Source organism: Streptomyces sp. DSM 118878, from assembly GCF_052936595.1.
Map to the genome: position 1 here is coordinate 403,319 of NZ_CP193622.1, position 18,051 is coordinate 421,369.

15 protein-coding genes and 1 pseudogene are annotated in these 18,051 nt (G+C 71.2%); 7 read left to right on the plus strand and 9 right to left on the minus strand.

Annotated features, from left to right (window positions below):
- Positions 1 to 20: 20 nt before the first annotated feature.
- From ACRAKF_RS01690 to ACRAKF_RS01700, 3 genes are all read left to right on the plus strand, one after another.
- Positions 21 to 209 carry a hypothetical protein gene (locus ACRAKF_RS01690; protein WP_447034880.1) on the plus strand — a complete coding sequence of 63 codons (189 nt, stop codon included), beginning with the start codon at positions 21 to 23 and terminating at the stop codon, positions 207 to 209.
- Positions 210 to 484: 275 nt separating this feature from the next.
- Entirely contained in the window at positions 485 to 2,089 is a 1,605-nt protein-coding gene (locus tag ACRAKF_RS01695) for a hypothetical protein (RefSeq protein WP_447034881.1), read from the plus strand.
- Between the two features lie 202 nt (positions 2,090 to 2,291).
- Positions 2,292 to 5,141: an AfsR/SARP family transcriptional regulator gene (locus tag ACRAKF_RS01700; RefSeq protein ID WP_447034882.1), complete on the plus strand. Its 2,850-nt coding sequence runs from the start codon at positions 2,292 to 2,294 to the stop codon at positions 5,139 to 5,141.
- 34 nt (positions 5,142 to 5,175) lie between these two features.
- On the opposite strand, the gene rph is transcribed toward ACRAKF_RS01700, so the two are convergent.
- Positions 5,176 to 7,809 (minus strand): rifamycin-inactivating phosphotransferase, encoded by a 2,634-nt coding sequence (gene rph / locus ACRAKF_RS01705; protein WP_447034883.1) that lies wholly within the window; start codon positions 7,807 to 7,809, stop codon positions 5,176 to 5,178.
- Positions 7,810 to 8,080: 271 nt separating this feature from the next.
- Positions 8,081 to 8,929: a LysR family transcriptional regulator gene (locus ACRAKF_RS01710; protein WP_447034884.1), complete on the minus strand. Its 849-nt coding sequence runs from the start codon at positions 8,927 to 8,929 to the stop codon at positions 8,081 to 8,083.
- A 149-nt stretch (positions 8,930 to 9,078) separates the two neighbouring features.
- Between ACRAKF_RS01710 and ACRAKF_RS01715 the strand changes: the two genes are divergently transcribed.
- Positions 9,079 to 9,819, plus strand: a complete 741-nt coding sequence (locus ACRAKF_RS01715) for an NADPH-dependent F420 reductase (RefSeq protein WP_447034885.1) — start codon at positions 9,079 to 9,081, stop codon at positions 9,817 to 9,819.
- A gap of 30 nt (positions 9,820 to 9,849) precedes the next feature.
- On the opposite strand, the gene ACRAKF_RS01720 is transcribed toward ACRAKF_RS01715, so the two are convergent.
- The 6 genes and pseudogenes from ACRAKF_RS01720 to ACRAKF_RS01745 all read right to left on the minus strand — a co-directional run bounded on the left by ACRAKF_RS01720 (position 9,850) and on the right by ACRAKF_RS01745 (position 14,709).
- Complete coding sequence (locus ACRAKF_RS01720) at positions 9,850 to 10,701, minus strand: ABC transporter ATP-binding protein (RefSeq protein ID WP_447034886.1); 852 nt, start codon at positions 10,699 to 10,701, stop codon at positions 9,850 to 9,852.
- Complete coding sequence (locus tag ACRAKF_RS01725; protein WP_447034887.1) at positions 10,698 to 11,786, minus strand: FecCD family ABC transporter permease; 1,089 nt, start codon at positions 11,784 to 11,786, stop codon at positions 10,698 to 10,700. Before ACRAKF_RS01725 ends, ACRAKF_RS01720 begins: the two co-directional genes overlap by 4 nt.
- Positions 11,783 to 12,757 (minus strand): ABC transporter substrate-binding protein, encoded by a 975-nt coding sequence (locus tag ACRAKF_RS01730; RefSeq protein ID WP_447034888.1) that lies wholly within the window; start codon positions 12,755 to 12,757, stop codon positions 11,783 to 11,785. The genes ACRAKF_RS01725 and ACRAKF_RS01730 overlap by 4 nt, the downstream gene beginning before the upstream one ends.
- A 189-nt stretch (positions 12,758 to 12,946) precedes the next feature.
- Positions 12,947 to 13,648, minus strand: a complete 702-nt coding sequence (locus ACRAKF_RS01735) for a zinc-binding dehydrogenase (RefSeq protein ID WP_447041751.1) — start codon at positions 13,646 to 13,648, stop codon at positions 12,947 to 12,949.
- Positions 13,637 to 13,897 (minus strand): annotated as a pseudogene (locus ACRAKF_RS01740) (NADP-dependent oxidoreductase); the annotation flags it as partial. The pseudogene ACRAKF_RS01740 and the gene ACRAKF_RS01735, both read right to left, overlap by 12 nt.
- Entirely contained in the window at positions 13,894 to 14,709 is an 816-nt protein-coding gene (locus ACRAKF_RS01745) for a polysaccharide deacetylase family protein (RefSeq protein ID WP_447034889.1), read from the minus strand. The pseudogene ACRAKF_RS01740 and the gene ACRAKF_RS01745, both read right to left, overlap by 4 nt.
- A gap of 45 nt (positions 14,710 to 14,754) precedes the next feature.
- On the opposite strand from ACRAKF_RS01745, the gene ACRAKF_RS01750 reads away from it, so the two are divergent.
- Both ACRAKF_RS01750 and ACRAKF_RS01755 read left to right on the plus strand, forming a co-directional pair.
- Positions 14,755 to 15,555 (plus strand): LysR family transcriptional regulator, encoded by an 801-nt coding sequence (locus ACRAKF_RS01750; protein WP_447034890.1) that lies wholly within the window; start codon positions 14,755 to 14,757, stop codon positions 15,553 to 15,555.
- Positions 15,556 to 15,565: 10 nt separating this feature from the next.
- On the plus strand, positions 15,566 to 16,186 hold the full coding sequence (locus ACRAKF_RS01755; RefSeq protein WP_447034891.1) for a DJ-1/PfpI family protein: 621 nt from the start codon (positions 15,566 to 15,568) through the stop codon (positions 16,184 to 16,186).
- A gap of 44 nt (positions 16,187 to 16,230) precedes the next feature.
- On the opposite strand, the gene ACRAKF_RS01760 is transcribed toward ACRAKF_RS01755, so the two are convergent.
- Complete coding sequence (locus ACRAKF_RS01760) at positions 16,231 to 16,821, minus strand: TetR/AcrR family transcriptional regulator (RefSeq protein ID WP_447034892.1); 591 nt, start codon at positions 16,819 to 16,821, stop codon at positions 16,231 to 16,233.
- Between the two features lie 89 nt (positions 16,822 to 16,910).
- Here ACRAKF_RS01760 and ACRAKF_RS01765 point away from each other — a divergent pair, with 89 nt between their 5' ends.
- Positions 16,911 to 17,855: an alpha/beta fold hydrolase gene (locus tag ACRAKF_RS01765; protein ID WP_447034893.1), complete on the plus strand. Its 945-nt coding sequence runs from the start codon at positions 16,911 to 16,913 to the stop codon at positions 17,853 to 17,855.
- The last annotated feature ends 196 nt before the right edge of the window (positions 17,856 to 18,051 follow it).

Here is an 18,051-nt window from a genome sequence, read left to right on the forward strand (position 1 = left end):
CCGGAACACAGGGGGGTCGTATGAGTCTCATCATCGCGCTGGCGGTCGCTTTCACGGTCGTGATCGCGCTGTGCCTGCTGGTGCTGCGCCGCAGGTCGGGGTCGGGAGAGCGCGGAGCTCTGGAGCGCTCGGCAGCGCGGCAGGGCTACGCGCACGGCTTGGGTGAAGCCAACGGCGTGCAGCAGAACATGGGCCCCGGTGGGTCCTGAGCGGCTGTCCGGCTGACGTGCGCCGTGCGCCCAGGCTCCGTCATTCCTCGCTGAATCCCACCGCTTCGGACCGCCCTTGCCCCATCCGTCATCACTCGTCAGCTTCCGCAGCGTGAACTTGACTTCGCTTCGGTGACACTCGGGCATGCGCTGACCAGCGTTCCGACGCCGGAGGCGCGGCGTGGCCCTCGTCCATTGCGCGGCTCGTGGCCGCCGGTGGCAGATGATGATGGCCAGCGGATCCGGGCCCTCGGTGAAGCGGGAAGGGGCAGTTCATGGCAGAGGCACATGTGGCGGGCGAGCACGTGACGGCACGGGTGTGGACGGTCCGTCTGGATGCCGCGGGGCGCGGCGTCGCGGCGGTGAAGGTCGACTGCAGCCGAGCGGCTTGCACGCCGCAGCGCCTGGACTCGGCCGCTCAGGGGCGGGCTTTCGCCGCCGCGCACCTCAAGGCGCATCTTCGAGCGGCTGGAGGCCCACGACGCGACGCGGCGTGCGCGTGCCGTGCCGACGGGTGCCAGGGCCACGCCGAGACGGCCGGCCGGGGCTCCGCGGGGCCGGCCTGGAAGTGCGGGGGCGCGGTCGTGCTCGCCGTGATCACCGACCCCATGGGGCGCTGGTGGCGGGCCTGGGAGTGCTGCGCGCGCTGCGCGGCCGTCCATCCCGCCGCCCGCGTGGTGGCCACCGCCCCTGACGCGCCGCCGGTCGGCGGCGCCGATGAGGCTCCCGCGCCCACCGGTGCCTCCGGGGCCGGGGTCCCGCTGTTCTCCGCGCCCTTGCCGAACACCACCTCCGGCAGCGCTTCGGCCGGCGGCGACCTGCTGCCCGCGCCGCGCGCGGCCGTGGCGAAGCCCCGCAGGGCGAGGAGGTCGGGGAAGATCGCCCAACGCCACGTCCCGCATGATCTGCAACCGACCGTTCTACGGGATGAGCTCATCGAGCTCGGCGACGCCTTCCGGGCCTACCAGAAGGCCGCCGAGCCGGACCTGCCCCAACTGGCCGGCCTGCACGAACGCAAGGCGCTCGCCTTCATCACCTGGGCCGACGTGACGGGTGACGAGAGCCTGCGGGCCGAGGCGCGGCGTGCCGAACAGGCCGCGGCCGCCGCCCGAGCCCAGCATGTGCAGCGCACCGGTGAGGACGTCGAGGGTGCCGTCGCGCGCCTGCTGACCGGGCCCAACCACTGGGAGCGCGCGCGTGCCGTCCTGTCCCACGTGCGGGATCACGCGCCGGTGCCGGGCCCGGAAGCACGTCTGGTGGTGCTGATGCTGACTCTGCGTTCCGCGTGCGGCGGCACCGGAAACGTCACCGGCCTCGATCTGAAGAGCTGGCCGCTGGGCGATGCCGAGCAGGTCCTTCAGAGCCTCGTGGACGCGGACTGGCTGCGGTTGCCCGGCTCCGTGACCGAGCTGCTGGACTCCGGCTCCGACAACCCCACCCAGGTCTCCGTGCCCTCGCTCCTGGCCCCCGACGGCGTCAATGGAGTGCTCGGGCTGGGGAAGACGGCGCGGGCCAAGCTGTCCGGATGGGCGCAGAAGGCCGTGGGCGAGCGCAAGTTGCGCAAGAAGAAGCTGCCCGCCGCCGCGCGACTGCTCGCGCTCGCCTGCGCCGCCCACAGCAGCTCGGAGGGGCGCCTCGGCGCCCGCGGCAAGGGCCTGGAGATCGAGGACCTGGCCGCGCTGTGCGCCGTCGACGCGGGTGAACTCGCCGCACTCGTCGAGCAGTTGGAATCCGTCGAGTGGCTCACGGACGTCTCAGTGACCGACACGCATGTCATGGGCAGCCTGGGTGAGCGAGTCCTTCCCCTCGGCTGTCCGATCCCGGCCGGGGCCGGGACTGAGGCCGGGACTGGGGCCGGGTCCGGTCCCGCCGGTGTGTGACGCGCCGGAACCGCTGCTCGACCGCGACGACGCGCCGGCTCTCCGCCACCCCCGTGGGCGAAGAACCGGCGCGTCGGGTTGGTGCGGGCCTCGTCCGTGACCAATCTGCCGTACTCGTCCTGTGACGACCTTGCTATTTTCTTGCAACGGCAGAATCCGCGGGCAGCAGCCCCGGCGAAGCCGTGCAGCAAGAAGGAGTCGCATGAGTGTCCGGTTCGCGCTCCTGGGCGATGTGGTCATCCGTTCCGGCGGTTCCGACATCGTCCCCGGGTCCCCTCGTCAGCGCTGCGTCCTCGCGCTGCTGATGATCGACGTCAATCGGCCGCTGTCCCTGGACACCTTGATCGACCGGGTGTGGGGCACGGCGCCCCCGCCGCGGGCCCCGGCCACGCTCTACAGCTACATCTCCCGCCTACGGGCCCTGCGGGCCACCTCCGCCGGCCAGGAGGACTGGGACATCGTGCGTTCGTCCGCCGGGTACACGCTCCGGGCCGACGCGGCCCTCGTGGATCTGGCCCGGTTCCGTACGCTGGCCGGTCAGGCGCGTGGCGCGACCGCCGGGGAGGCGAAGCGGCGGTACGAGGAGGCGCTCGCCCTGTGGCGGGGCCGGCCGTTCGCGGGGCTCACCTCCGACTGGCTGGACGCGTACAGGATCTCCCTGGAGGCCGAGCACCTGCGTGTGCGGCTCGAATACCATGAGCTCCTGCTCGACGAGGGACGCCATGCCGATCTCGTCCCCGCGCTGACAGCGCTCACCGCCGAGCAGCCCCTGGACGAACGCGTGGCCCACCAGCACATCCTGGCCCTGTACCGCGGTGGCCAGCACGCCGCCGCCCTCGCCGCGTACGAGCGACTGCGCAGAGAGCTCGCCGACGCCATGGGCGTCGACCCTGGCCCCCGGCTCCAGGAACTGCACCAGCGCATGCTGGTCTCGTCCGACGACCTGATGCTCGCCCCCGCCGAACCACCCTCCCGGGCGACACCCGCCTCCGCCCGGCCACCCACCCGCACCCCACGCCAACTGCCCGCGCGCCCCACGGGATTCCTGGGACGCGACGACACGCTGGCACTCCTCGACCGGCACACCGGCGCGCGCACCGGCCACGAGGCACCCGCGGTCTCCGTCATCGGCGGCATGGGCGGGGTCGGCAAGACGTGGCTCGCCCTCCAGTGGTCCCACGCACATCTCGGAGACTTTCCCGACGGCCAGCTCTATGCCCAACTGCACGGATTCAGCCCGGGCACCCCGCCCACACCACCCGGCGACATCCTGCACGCGTTCCTCGTGGCACTGGGCGCCGTCGACCGCGAGATGCCGCCGGACACCGAGGGGCGCGCCGCCCTCTACCGCACTCTCATGGCCGAGCGCCGGATGCTCGTACTGCTCGACAACGCCAGGGACAGCGACCAGGTCATGCCGCTGCTGCCCGCGACTCCCGGCTGTCTGACGCTGGTCACCAGCAGGAACAGGCTGAGCGCCCTGAAGGTGCGGTGGGGCGCCGGTTCGGTGGACCTCGCAGTGCTGCCCGACGCGGAGTCGGCCCGGCTCTTCGCACGGCGCGTCGGCAGCGCTCGTACCGAGACCGAACCCGCGCTGCGCGACATCGTCCGCTCATGTGCCGGGCTGCCCCTCGCCCTCGACATCGCGGCCGCGCACGCGGTCGGCCTTCCCGCGCCCGCACTGCGCCAGCTCGCCCAGGAGCTGCGGGACCCCCACACGCGCCTCGACGCTCTGGACGCCGGTGAGGTCTCCACCAACCTGCGCATCCTGTTCGCCTCGTCCCACCAGGCGCTGGAACCGGAAGCCGCGCAGGCCTTCCGCCTGCTGGGGCTGACCCCGCACCTGGACCTCGACCTCCTGGCGCTCGCCCATCTCCTGGACCGCACGCCGGTCCAGGCACGCCGGGTCCTGCGCGTCCTGGAGGAAGCCTGCCTCGTACGTCAGCACCGCCCCGGGCGGTACCACATGCACGACCTGGTCAGGCTGTACGCCGAGGAGCAGGCGGCGGCGCTGCCCGCCGAGTCACGCGACCAACTGGTGCACCGCCTGGCCGACTTCTACGTCAGCAACGCCCACGCGGCACACCAGGCCCTCGACCCCCACCGCACCGCGGACGCCCCCCTCCCGGCACACCGGCCGAGGACCGAGCCCCTGGCCTTCCCCCTGGCCTTCGACGACGCGGAGAGCGCCCTCGCCTGGTTCGAGGCGGAGTACCCGTGCCTGAGGGAGATCACCGCGATCGCACGGCGCAGGCAATGGCACTCCGAGGTGTGCCGGCTGACGTGGTCCCTGCACACGTTCCGCTGGCGGCGCGGGCTGTTCACGGAGAGCATCGAGGCCTGGTCCGCGGCACTGGACGCGGCGGCGGCGCTGGACGATCCGCGCCTCGCGGCCCACACGAGCCTGCGTCTCGCGGTGGCACTGGCCCAGGCCGGCCGGTACGAGGACGCACTGCCGCACATGGAAGGGGCCCTGTCGAGCTTCGCCGCCCAGGGCGACACCGCGGGCCTCACGCGCACCCACCACGCGCTCGCCGAGGTGCACGTCCGCATGGACGCCCACGAGAGGTCCCTCCCCCACTTCGCGGAAGCACTCGACGGCTACCGGCTCCTCGGCGACCAGGTCGGCGAGGCCAACACCCTCAACGGCACGGGCTGGGCCCTGGCCTGCCTGGGACGCTACGCGAGCGGCGAGGAGCACTGCCTCAAGGCGCTGCCGCTGCTCAAGCACCACCGGGACGGGGAGGGCCAGGCCGCCACCTGGGACACCCTGGCCCACATCATGTGGCGCACCGGCAGAACCCGACGCGCCCTGCACGCCTACGAACAGGCACTCAGGCACTTCCGTGCCATCGGCAACGCCAACCGCGAGGCCGACACCTGGGCGAAGGTCGGGGACGTCCGCGCCGCGCGCGACGACCGGGACGGCGCCCGCGAGGCGTGGACGAACGCGCGCGACCTCTACCGTGAGCAACGGCGTTCGGCGGAGGAGCAGCGCATGACGGCCCAACTGAGGGCCCCGGCCCGGCCACCCACCGACCAGTCGCGCTGAGCCCGCTGCCCGGACGCCCGCGGCGTGGCCCGCGTCACGACAGGATCTCGACGTACCCGTCCGATCCGTGCACACGGATCCGCTGCCCGTCCTGGATCCGGCGGGTGGCCTGCTCCACGCCCACCACGGCCGGCAGGCCGTACTCCCGGGCGATCACCGCGCCGTGGGTCATCAGGCCGCCCACCTCCGTCACCAGGCCCTTGACCGCCACGAACAGCGGCGACCAGCTCGGGTCCGTGAAGGCCGTGACCAGGATGTCGCCCGCCTCCAGATCGGCCTCCGCCATGTCATGGATGACGCGGGCCCGCCCCTCGACGGTCCCCGCGGAGACCGCCAGACCGACCAGGGCACCGTCCGGCACGTCCTCGCGCCGGTACGCCCCCGAGATCGCCTCGCCGTCGGAGGTGAGCACCCTGGGCGGTGTCAGCGCCTCGTACGAGCGGAAGGCCTCCTTGCGCTCCTGGATGAGCTGCTCATCCACCCGCTTCGAGCGGACGACCTCGTGGAGTTCCGGGAAGGTGAGGTAGAAGATGTCCTCCTTCTCGGAGAGCACACCGGCCTCCACGAGGCGCTCGGCCTCCGCCAGCAGGGCCTGCTTGTAGACGAAGGAACGGCTGACGATGTTGTACTTCGGGTACTCCCGGTACCCGACGAAGGTGCGGACTCGGTCGATCATCCACTTGGTCTCGTCGGCCTTCCGCTCGCCGTCCGGCAGGGCCCGCAAGCGTGACAGCACCTCCTGTTCCTTCCTCTCGGCCTCCTGCCGCCCCTGCTCGAAGCGCCGTTCGGCCGCTCCCGGCCCGAAGTTCCTGACGTTGTCGAGGATCACGGGCACGAGCGCGGTGGGGCGCTCGCGCCAGCGCGGCCTCGTGATGTCGATCTCGCCGACGCAGCGCATGCCGTACCGGTCGAGGTAGGCCTCGATGGCGTCGCGCGCCTCGGTCCCGCCCGGGAGCTTCGGCAGTTCGTCCAGGTAGTCCTCGTCCTGGACGCCGTGCAGGAAGGCCACCACCTCCGGGTGCGGCCGGATCGCGTCGGCGACGTCGAGCAGCGCGAGGCCCATCTCCGAGGTGATGTTGTCGGGGGCGGACAGTGTGAGCGTGTCAGCCGCGTTCTTCTCCCCCAGCCACTCCAGCAGCTTGTCGTTGAGCCACCACGTGGCCTCCATGCCCGCCGTGATCACCTGCATGTTCAGCGGATCGCCGAGGAGCCGCTTGTGCTCGTCGAAGGCCTCCAGCAGGTAGTCGAACAGCGCGGGTCCGGTCTTCGTCCGGATGTCGCGCCGCAGGGCGGCCAGGGACGTCCGGCTGCGCTCGATCAGTGCGGTGACGATGGCGGGATCGTTCGCGATCGGGGTGAGCGCCTTGCCGACCGGTGCCTCGCCGGGACGCGGGTCCGGAGACGTCGGGATGAAGTCGCCGCGGTCGAGGACGGTCTCCAGCGCGTCCCTGATCAGCGGATCACCCTTCTCCAGGAGGTCCAGGAGACCGGCGCGGCTCGCGGGCGAGGCCAGGCGCGGGGTGACCTCGACGAACAGTCTTCCGCCCGCCGCCTGCATCGGCACCATGGCCGTCAGCTGCCACATGGAGAGCCCCAGGGGCTTCATGGGGTCGGTCATCATCTGCTGGTGGCCGACGGAGACGTAGACGTGGTTCTCCTCGTCGTCGGCTTCGGGGACGGGGAACAACGTCGTGATCGGCCGGCTCTGCACGATCCGGAAACCGGCATCGACATCGTCTTCGGCATCGGCATCGGCATCGGCATCGGCCAGGCACCATTCGATGTCCTGCGGGCGGCCGAAGTGCGCCTCGATCCGCCGCCCCAGCCGCGCGAGCTCCCTCACCTGTTGGTCCGTCAGCGCCGGCTGCTCCTGCCGCCGCGCATCGATGGCCACCTCCCGCGTGCCGCCGGACGGCAGGGCGTACAGGGCACGCTGCTTGGCTGCGATCGTCCTGGAGACGATCTCGCCGTCCCGCACCTTGAAGACGTCCGGGTTCACCAGGCCGGAGACCAGGGCCTCGCCGAGGCCGAACCCGGCGTCCACGGTGGAGACCTTCCGGTCGCCCGTGACGGGGTCGGCCGTGAACAGGATGCCGGCGGCGTGCGGGACCACCATCCGCTGCACGACCACGGCCATGCCGACCGTGCGGTGGTCGATGCCGTTGCGCCGGCGGTAGGTCACGGCCCGCTCGGTGAAGAGTGAGGCCCAGCACCGGCTGACGTGCTGGAGGATCGCCGTCGGCCCGATGACGTTCAGGTACGTGTCCTGCTGGCCGGCGAAGGAGGCCGTCGGCAGGTCCTCCGCGGTCGCGCTGGACCGGACGGCGTAGGCCCCCCGTTCGCCGAGTCGCGCGAGCTCATCGGTGATCGCCGACGCGAGATCACCCGGGATCGCGATCTCCTCGATGACCCGGCGGACGTCCGCGCTGACCGCGCGGATCGCGTCCCGGTCGTCCGGGCTCAGGCGCGACAACTGCTCCAGCCGCTCGTCGAGCGACGGCGCGTCCGCCATGACGCGCCGGAAGGCGTCCGTGGTCACGCAGAAGCCGGCCGGCACACGGACACCCTCGATCCGCGACAGCTCGCCCAGGTGCGCACCCTTGCCGCCGACAAGCGCGATCCGCGTATCGTCGATGTCCTGGAGACCCACCACGTACTGCTCGATCACTGCCGCACTCCCGACCACTGCCACACTCCTGACACGTCCGTGTTCCATCCCGCTCGCACTGCCCTGGCCGCTCACGTAGTGCCCTCATTTCCGCAGGTAGTGGCCTCGGCCGAGGATTCTGCGCCATACCCGGGGCCTTGCCGCAAGCCCCCCGGTGCGCTATAAGTTAAGAACGGCAAGGAGAGCGAGCGATCTCCTTGCCTTTGTTTTTGCCCGTCCGCTGTCCTGCCCGTCCGCTGTTTTTTGCCGTCCGCCGGAAGCCGGTGCGCGTTCAGTCCGCGAACGCGGCCACGTACGACGCCACGCACGGCTCCGGAGTGGCCAGTGAGGTGACGACGTGGCCGTCGACGGTCACCGGCGGGTCGAGCGGCATCTGGAGCAGCCGCTCGGAGCGGGCCGCGTCGAGTTGCTCGGCCGGCATCAGCGTCCAGCCCTCGTTGTCCCGGCCCACCTCGAACAGCACGTTGAGCATGTCCCCGGCAGGCGGCCGCGGCGGGGCCACGGGCAGGGCGGCGAGGATCGCGTCATGCATCGGCGGGTCGGTGTCGCGGGCGGGCAGCCGCAGGCCGTACGGGTCGAGGTCGTGCAGGCCGACCGCGGGCTTGCGGGCGGCGGGGTGTTCACGCGCGAGCACGGCGTACAGCGGCTCGGACCAGGCGCGTGCCACCGTCACCGCCGCGGAGGTGAACGCGCCCCGCACCAGCGCCAGGTCCAGCTCGCCGTCGCGGACGGCGTCGAGGCGGGCGGCCACCGGAAGGTCGACCAGTTTCGGCTCGGCGGGGCGTTCGCCGTCGCTCAGGCGGGCCACCGCCCGGTCGAGCCGCCGCGTGACGCAGGACGCCACGCCGATCCGCAGGACGGCCGCCGGTTCGCCGGCGACCACCCGCACCCGGGCCGCAGCGGCGAGGGTCTTGCGGGCCGCGGCGAGCACTCGTTCGCCGGCCGGCGTGAGCCGCACCCGGCGTGAGGTGCGGTCGAGCAGGCGCACGCCGAGCTCGCGTTCGAGGCGGGCGATCTGCTGGCTCACCGCGGGTTGCACGATGCCCAGCCGTTGCGCCGCGCGCCCGAAGTGCAGCTCCTCGGTGACGGTGACGAAGTACTGGAGCGCTCTCAGTTCCATCCACTCGATCTATCACATGTTGTGATCGCTGCTGAGCATTTCTGGTCATTGTTCACGCAGGTCACTCCGGATGTGATGGGTACGAGCCCGCCGGAGCGGTCCCATCCCGCTGGATGCCGCGAGCCGGAGGAATACGAACGGAGAGCACAATGAGCACGACAACCCTCGGCGTCATCGGCACCGGCATGGTCGGCCTCGGGGCCGCCCGCCGCGCCGTCGACGCCGGCCTGAACGTCGTCCTGAGCAACTCGCGCGGCCCCGGGACGCTGGCCGATATCGTCGCGGAGCTCGGCGAGCGGGCCCGTGCGGCCACCCCTGCCGAAGCGGCGAGCGCCGGTGATGCGGTCATCGCGTCGGTGCCGCTGGCCGCCCACGCGCAACTGCCCCGGGCGGAACTCACCGGCAAGACCGTGATCGACCCGATGAACTACGCGCCGCACTCCGGCTTCGCGGTGCCGGAACTCGACCGCGACGAGCTGACCTCCAGCGAACTGGTGCAGCGTCACCTCGCCGATGCCCGGGTGGTGAAGGCGTTGCACAACATCGGCCCCAAGCAGTTGACGGAGCTGTTCCGCCCGGCCGGAGCCCCCGACCGTACCGCGCTGCCGCTCTCCGGCGACGACCCGGACGCCAAGAAGGAGGTGGCCGAGCTGCTGGACATCCTCGGCTTCGACGCGGTGGACCTCGGCAACCTGGCCGACAGTTGGCGCAGCGAACCCAACTCCCCTTTGTACGCCCTTCCTTACGTGGGGCAGCCGCCGTCCGGCCTCTCCGTCAAGGAGTTCGTGGCCTGGGTCCAGCAGGCGCCCGGTGTGCCCGTATCCGCCGCCCGGGTCGGTGAACTCGCCGCCGCCGCGGTGCGAGGGCCCGCGGGGTTCCGGATGGACTAGCGGCTGATCCGCGGCTTGTCGCGCGTCGCTTCAGACCGGCTGTGCGGGCGCGTCCCGGCCGGGGACGTCTTCCGTGGCGGTGCGCAGGGGCGAGACCAGGAAGTGGGCGCGGGATGCGGACCGGCCCGGTACGAGCCTGCCGTCCACCCCGAACACGTCCCGCACCAGGTCCTCGCTCAGCACCCGGTCGGGCCGTCCCGCGGCCACCACCCTGCCGTGGCGCAGCACGATGATGTGCCGGGCGTACTGCAAGGCGAGGTCCAGGGAGTGCAGAGCGGCGATGACCGTGTGGTCACCGCTGGTCGCGAGGTCGAGGACGTCGAATTGATGGGCGAGGTCGAGGTGGTTCGTCGGCTCGTCGAGGACGAGGATCTCGGGGTCGGCGACCAGTGCCCGCGCCAGCAGGACCCGTTGGCGTTCGCCGCCCGAGAGGGTGTGCACCATGCGCTCGGCCAACGGCAGGGCACCGGAGCGGTGCAGAGCCCGGTCGACGGTGCCTCGTATCTCCTGGCGGGCGTCGTGGGCCCAGCGTCGGTGCCGGGTCGCGGCGAGGCCGAGCTCCACCAGCTCGGCGGCGGTGAGTTCCGGCGCGAGGTCGGCTTCCTGAGGGAGCACCCCGATACGGCGGGCACGGTCGCGCGGCCGCATGCGCAGGATGTCGTCGTCGCCGATGCGGATCTGTCCGGTGCGTCGGGCGGTGGCGCCGGTGAATGAGCCGAGCAGCGTGGACTTTCCGCTCCCGTTGGGGCCCACGAGCGCGGTGAGCCCGCCGGCGGGAACGTCGGCGTCGATTCCGTGCAGCACCGGGGTCCGGCCGAGATGGACGGTGAGGCCACGGATGGTGAGGGCGGTCAGGGCTGGCGGGGCGGTCGGGGCGGTCATCGGGCCCTCCCCGTACGGCGCACCACGAGGACGAACACCGGGACGCCGATCGCAGCCGTCAGGATGCCCACCGGCAGTTCGGCGGGCGAGAGCAGCATGCGGGCCCCGGTGTCCGCGAGCAGCATCAGCAGGGCGCCGAGGAGCAGCGCGACGGGCAGGATTCTGCGGTGCAGTCCGCCCACCAGCATGCGGGCGAGGTTGGGTACGACGAGTCCGACGAAGCCGATGGTGCCGGAGATCGCGACCACGGTGCCCGTGAGGACGGCGGCCACCATGAAGACGCCGATACGGGTGCGGCCCGGGTGGATGCCGAGCGCCGCTGCCGTGGTGTCGCCGAGCGCGAGCAGGTCGAGGCGGCGTACGAGGAACGGCAGCATCGCGAGGGTGGCGATGACGGGCAGGGTGGCGATGCGCAGGAGTTCCCAGTTCGCGCCGGACAGGCTGCCGAGCAGCCAGTACATGACCTGCTGGGTGGCCTCACTGTTTCCGGTGCGCAGGATGAGGAAGGAGGTGATGCCGGAGAGCAGATGGCCGACCGCGATGCCCACCATCACGAGCCGGGAGGCGGAGAGTCCGGCCAGGGACGTCGCGCACAGGAACACCGCCGTGCCGGCCGCGGCGGCACCCGTGAAGGCACCGAGGGGCAGCGTCAGCCCGGCGGCGGTGCCGATGCCGAGCGTGGTGATGACGGCGACGGCGCCGAGCGACGCCCCCGAGGAGAGTCCCAGGGTGAACGGGTCCGCGATCGGGTTGCCCACCAGCACTTGTACGAGCACTCCCGCCACCGCGAGGCCCGCCCCCACGAGCAGTGCCTCCAGGACCCGGGGCACCCGTAGCCGCCAGATGATGAAGTCGTTGCCGGTGGTGCCGACGCCGTCAACGCCTCGTCCGACCGCCGAGAGGACCTGATCCGGTGGGATGACGACGGCGCCGACACCGACCGCGAGCACCGCGGCCACCGCGATCACTGCCAGCAGCGCGATGACCACCACGGCGGTCGGTACGGTTCCGAGCAGCCCGGAGGCCCTTCGCCGGGTCTCCGGCCGGTCGAGCGGTGGGAGGGGGTGTTGGGTCCGACTCGTCATGAGGCGTCCTCGACGGCCTCGGCCACGGTCCGCACCGCTCGTACGCCGAGCACGCTCGGCGACAGAAGGATGCTCTGCGGAACGGCGATCACGTGGTCGTTCTTGACCGCGTCCGTGTCCGCGAGCAGCGGGCTGGATTTGATCGCTGCGACGAGTTGGCGGCCGGACTGCCGGGAGAACCCGGTCACGGCGAGGATGACGCGCGGGTTGCTCCTGGTCACCTCCTCCGCCGACAGGGTGGCGAAGTCGCCGGGGGTCGAGGCGGCGATGTTCCGTCCACCGGCCAGGGTGATCACGCCGTTCGCGTGGCTCGACCCGCCGCTGGTGTCGATGCCCGCCCCGCCGGTCGGCGCCGCGGACAGGCTCAGCACCGGAGTTCCGTCCGTGCCCTCGCGCACCGCCGCCGTCCGGGCCGCGACCTCGCGCTTCATCCCGGCGATGAGCGCCTTGCCCTTGGCCTGTACGTGGAACACCTCGGCGAGGTGGGTGATGTAGCGGTAGGTGGCGTCGATGTCCGTGGAGAGACCCTTGGCCGTGTCGCAGGCGACCATCGCCGCGATGCCGTTCTCCTTCAGCTGCTTGTGCGTGGGGGTGCCGTCGAAGGAGCCGAGTTCGTAACGGGAGATGCCGGTCACCAGGTCCGGCTTCGCCGCGATCACCGACTCCTTGTCGGCCACCTTGCTCAGCACCGGGATGGCGTCGAGCTTCTTCCGCGTCACGCCGGAGAAGTCGTCCTTGAACTCGGGCCCGGCCGTTCCCACGATCCTGTCCTCAAGGCCGAGCGCGGTCAGGAACGCCGCGGCTCCCGCGTCCAGGGTGACCACTCTTCTCGGGGCTTCGGCGAGGTCGGCCGTGGCGGGGCAGGCCGCTGCCGTGCCCGGGCGGTCCGAGGCGGCCGAGGAGGACGCGTCGGGCGAGGAGGAGCAGCCGGTCAGGCCGCCGAGGAGGACGAGGAGGGCTGCGGGGAGCACGGCGGCAGCGGATCGGGGACGCACCGTTTCACGTACCTTTCGGGCGACGGGGCTGACAGGCGGTGGCTTCGCGGAAGTGCCTGACAACGCAGTAGTCGTCCCGTGTGCGCGTCGAGTTCCGAAGACTTTCCGCGCCCCCGCCGCGCCCCGCCTCGCGCCCGCGCCCTCACTGGCTGATGTCGATGCCGGTCACGCCTCCAGGCGGACGAGCATCTTGCCGGTGTTCGCGCCGCTGAGGACGCCCAGGAACGCGGCCGGGGCCTGGTCGAGGCCGTGCACCACGGTCTGCTCGGTGTGCAGGGTGCCATCGGCCAGCCAGGCGGCGCCCTGCTTGATCCAGTCGGGGAAGAGGCGGAAGTACGAGTTCACCAGCAGGCCGCGCAGGCTGAGCTCCTTGGTGTACGCCTGGAAAAGGTTGGTCGGGCCCGGCACCGGGGCGGTGGCGTTGTACGCGCTGATCGCGCCGATCAGGGCGAAGCGGGCGCCGGGGCGGGCGGCGTCGATGGCCGCCTCCAGGTGGTCGCCGCCGACGTGGTCGAGGTAGATGTCGATGCCTTCGGGAGCCGCCTTCGCCAGCTGCTCGGCGATGGGGGCGGCCTTGTGGTCCAAGGCCGCGTCGAAGCCGAAGTCGTCGAGCAGCTTGGCCGTCTTGGCCGGGCCGCCCGCCGAACCGATCACCCGCGCGGCGCCGAGGCGGCGGGCCAACTGCCCGGCCACGCTGCCGACGGCGCCGGCCGCGGCGGAGACGAACACCACGTCGCCCTCCCGCACCGGCGCGACCTCGGCGAGGGCGGCGTACGCCGTCAGACCGGTGGTTCCCAGCGCGCCCAGGTACGCCTCGGCAGGGGCGAGCGCCGTGTCGACCACAGAGACCGCGGCGGCGTCCAGCACCGCGTACTCCCGCCACCCGGCGAAGTGCGACACCGTGGCGCCGACCGGGACCGCCGGCGCCCGGGAGACGACGACCTCGCCCACCGCGCTGCCCTCGAGCGCGACGCCGAGCTGGAACGGCGGGATCTAGGAGGGGGCGTCGGTCATCCGGCCGCGCATGTACGGGTCGACCGACATCCAGTCGTTGCGGACCAGGATCTCGCGGCTGGTGCGGGGGATGGGGGCGGGGGTGCGCGCAGGGGTGGTCATGCGTGGCTCCTTGGGGTAGTTCCTGGAGTTCCCCGCAGCGGCGCGGGGGCGACGGCAAAGGTTCTCCGCGGTCTGCCCGTGAAGGTACGGACGTAGTGCTCGGCGATCTCGTCGCTGGTGGCCGTCCACACGCCCGGGTGGTTCACGACGTATTCCAGCGCCTGGTCGAGGTACTTGGTCCGGAACGCCTGGCCGATGACGAACGGATGCAGCGCCAGCGCCATCACCCGGCCGCCGGCGGCCGAATCGTCGTGCAGCTGGTCGACCTGGTCCTTGACCAGTTGCACGAAATCGGGCCCGGTCATGCCGTGCATGGTGAAGAGTCCGAGGTCGTTGAGCTCGACCGAGTACGGCACGCTCAGCATGCCAGGGATGTTCAGCGGGTACGGCTGATCGTCATTGGTCCAGTCGAGCACGTAACCGAGGCCGAGCTCGGCGAGCAGCGCAGGCGTCCGGAAGGTCTCGGTGAGCGCCGGGCCGAGCCAGCCGCGCGGACGCTGCCCGGTGGCCTTCTCGATCGTCTCGACGACGTCGGTGAGATAGCCGCGCTCGTCCTTCTCCGTCATCCCGGCCTGGAGGGTGGAGTTGTCGCGGCCGTGCGCGAGCCACGCCCAGTTACGGGCCAGGCCGGCCTCGACGATCTGCGGATAGTGCTCGCAGACGGCGGAGTTGAGCAGCGCGCTGGCGCGTACGCCGTGCCGGTCGAGGGCCTGCATGACGCGCCAGATGCCCACCCGGGCACCGCCGGGCCAACTGAAGGGCTCCCGCTCGGTGATCGGACTGTAGCTGTAGAGCTCGTTGTCCATAGGCATGGTGTACATGCTGTCTGCCGGCGCCTGCCGGAACGAGAGGGCCGGGTGAGCCAGATCGTCGGCCGGCTCGAACGCCGCCTGGGCGTCGCGCTCTTCACCCGTACGAGCCGCAGGGTGACCCTGACTCCGGCCGGGCAGCGCCTGTACGACGGCCTGGCCCCGGCCCATCAGGAGATCCAGGAGGCGGTCGCGCAGGCACTGGCGACCGGCAAGGGCATCACCGGCACGCTGCGCGTGGGCTTCTCCTCGGCGTGGGCGGGCGACATGGTGCTGCGGACCGCCGAGGCCTTTCGCCGCACCCACCTCGGCTGCCTGGTCGAGATCCAGGAGATCCCGCTCTACGACACCTTCGGCCCGCTGCGCGCCGGCGTGGTGGATCTACAGCTCACCGAGTTCCCGGTGGAGGAGCCCGACCTGGTGGCCGGCCCGGTGATCTTCTCGGAAACCCGGGCGATGATGGTGCCCGCGGTCCACCCGTTCGCCCGGCAGGAGTCGGTCTCCGTGGAGGACCTGGACCGCGCCCCGCTGATCGGCGTCACGGGTAACAGCCCGCCGTACTGGCGCGAGTACATCTGGCCCAGCAAGACGCCGCAGGGCAAGCCGATCCCCCGGGGCCCCACCTTCGTGTACTGGCTGGAAGTACCGCCGCTCGTCGCCTCCGGCCGCGGCATCTCCGTCGCGGCGCTGCTCGCCGCCCGCTACCACGGCCGCCCCGGCCTCACCTACGTCCCGTTCTGCGACGCTCCGCCCATCGACTACGGCCTGATCTGGCGCCGCGACGGCTTCACGTCCCGGGTGCAGGCGTTCACGGAGACGCTGTGCCGCATACGCACAGAGCACCACTAGGCTGCGGCGCATGGACATCGTGATCCCGCTCTTCGACAACTTCGAGCCGCTCGACGCGATCGGGCCCTACGAGATCCTCGCGTACGTGCCCGGCGCGACCGTACGCTTCGTCACGGCCGAACCCGGCCTGGTGCGGGACGTGTTGGGTTCCCTGCCGGTGCACGTCCCGACCGCGTACCGCGAGGTGGAACGCTGCGATGTCCTGCTGGTCCCGGGTGGGGGAAGTTTCCTGACCATGGTGGACGACGCCGACTTCCTCGACTGGGTACGCCGGATACACGCGGGCTCGCGGTTCACCACCTCCGTCTGCACCGGCTCGCTGGTGCTCGGCGCGGCCGGCCTGCTGGACGGCCTGGCCGCCACCACCCACTGGAACGCTGTGGCCCAGTTGGAGTCCTACGGCGCCGTCTACACCCCCGAGCGGGTGGTCCGGCAGCAGAGGGTGATCACCTCGGCCGGGGTTTCCTCCGGCATCGACATGGCCATCCAGTTGGCCGCCCTCCTCACCGACGAGGTGACCGCCCAGGCGATCCAGCTCTACACCGAGTACGACCCGCAACCCCCCTTCGACACCGGTTCGGTGGCCAAGGCCCCGGCCGAGGTACTGCGACGAGCCCGCACACTGGACTGAACCGCCGGTGGTCCTGCCACCCCGGCGCGGCCGGAAGGGGCGGGCTAGCTCCGGGCGTCCAAGGCGTGCGAGAGCGCGCTCATGCTGACGTCGATGACCGTACGGAGCTGCTTCTGGCTCACCCTGGCCCTGCTCATCACGGCCAGCGACTGGTTGACCGCCGCCAGGTGAACCGCGAAGTCGTCGGCATCGCCTTCGGCCAACTCCGCGGCGTTCAAGGCGGTCCGCAGCCGCGCCCGCTGAAGGCCCAGAGCTTCGGTCGCGTGCGCGGCGATGGCGGGGCTGAGCGACGGTGCCGCCATCGCGGTCTGGGCGATCAGACATCCATCAGGTACGTCAGGGTCGGCGATGCGCTCCAGGGTGACCTCGAAGAACGCCCGTACCGCCCGGAGCGGTTCCTCGGACGCCCGTGAAAGCGCCTGGTCGTAACTGTCTCCGTACCGCGCGGCGTAGCGGTCCAGGCAGCGCAGGTAGAGCGAGTCCTTGTCGCCGAACGAGGAGTAGATGGAACTGCGGTTCAACCCGGTCACCCTGGAGAGGTCGTCGAGAGACGTGTCGGCGTATCCGGCCCGCCAGAACTCGACCATCGCCGCGTCGAGCGCGAAGCCCACGTCGAACTGCTTCTTCCCGGCCATCACGCATGCACCTCGTTCTTGGACCAGCCGTTGTGGCCCTGCCCACCCTATCTTGAACTAACCAGTACAAGATGCAGTAGGCTCGCGACATGATCGACGACGCCATGCCCCCGAACCGCTCCCACGACCAGAACCCGGTCCCCGGGTTGCCGCTGCACGACCTCGCGGGTTTCACCCACCGCTGGGTCGACGCGGACGGAATCCGGCTTCACGCGGTGGAGGGCGGCCGGCCGGCCGGTCCCACCGTCGTCCTGCTCGCCGGATTCCCGCAGACCTGGTGGGCTTGGCGGAAGGTGATGCCCGGCCTCGCCGAGCGGTTCCGTGTGATCGCGATCGACCTGCCGGGGCAGGGCCACTCCGAGCGCCCTCAAGGGAGTTACGACACGCATACCGTCGCTTCGCACGTCCAGGCCGCGCTGACCGCGCTCGACGTGCCGAAGTACTGGCTCGTCGCCCATGACATCGGGGCCTGGGTCGCCTTCTCGCTGGCCCTGAAGCACGAAGAGCGCCTGCACGGTGTCGCCCTGCTCGACGCCGGCATTCCCGGAATCACCCTGCCGGACTCCATCCCGACGGATCCCGACCGGGCCTGGAAGACCTGGCACTTCGCCTTCCACCTGGTGCCCGAACTGCCCGAGACTCTGCTCACCGGCCGTGAACGCGACTACGTCGGCTGGTTCTTGAAGGTAAAAGCCCTGTCCTCCCACACCTTCGACGGCGCCGAGATCGACCATTACGCCGCCGCCATCGCGGCCGAGGGAGGCCTTTCGGCGTCTCTCGCCTACTACCGCGACGCCGCGGAATCAGCGCGTAAAAACCATGACGCTCTCGGACAAGGGCACTTGACCGTCCCGGTCCTGGGCATCTCAAGCTCCCATGGCTCGATCCCCGACATGGCCGCCTCCCTCAGTCCGTGGGCGGAGAACGCGACCGGCGCCTCCATCCCCCAGGCCGGACACTTCATTCCCGACGAGCAGCCCGACGCAACCGTGAACGCGTTGACCGCCTTCTTCGATCGCGAGCGCGTCAAGTAGACCGGTATGTCCCGTTTCGGGGTGTGACCAGCAGTGAAATGAGTCACTCCGGTCATCTCACCCTCCAGTCTCTCCGAGCGCACTTTCCGTTCTACGCAAAGAAAGTTGGAATTTTCGATCAAGAAAGAGCCGGGTTTCTGATCGTCAGAAACGGACCACGCGCTTTCGGTATGCGAATTCGAGACTTGTTTCGCCC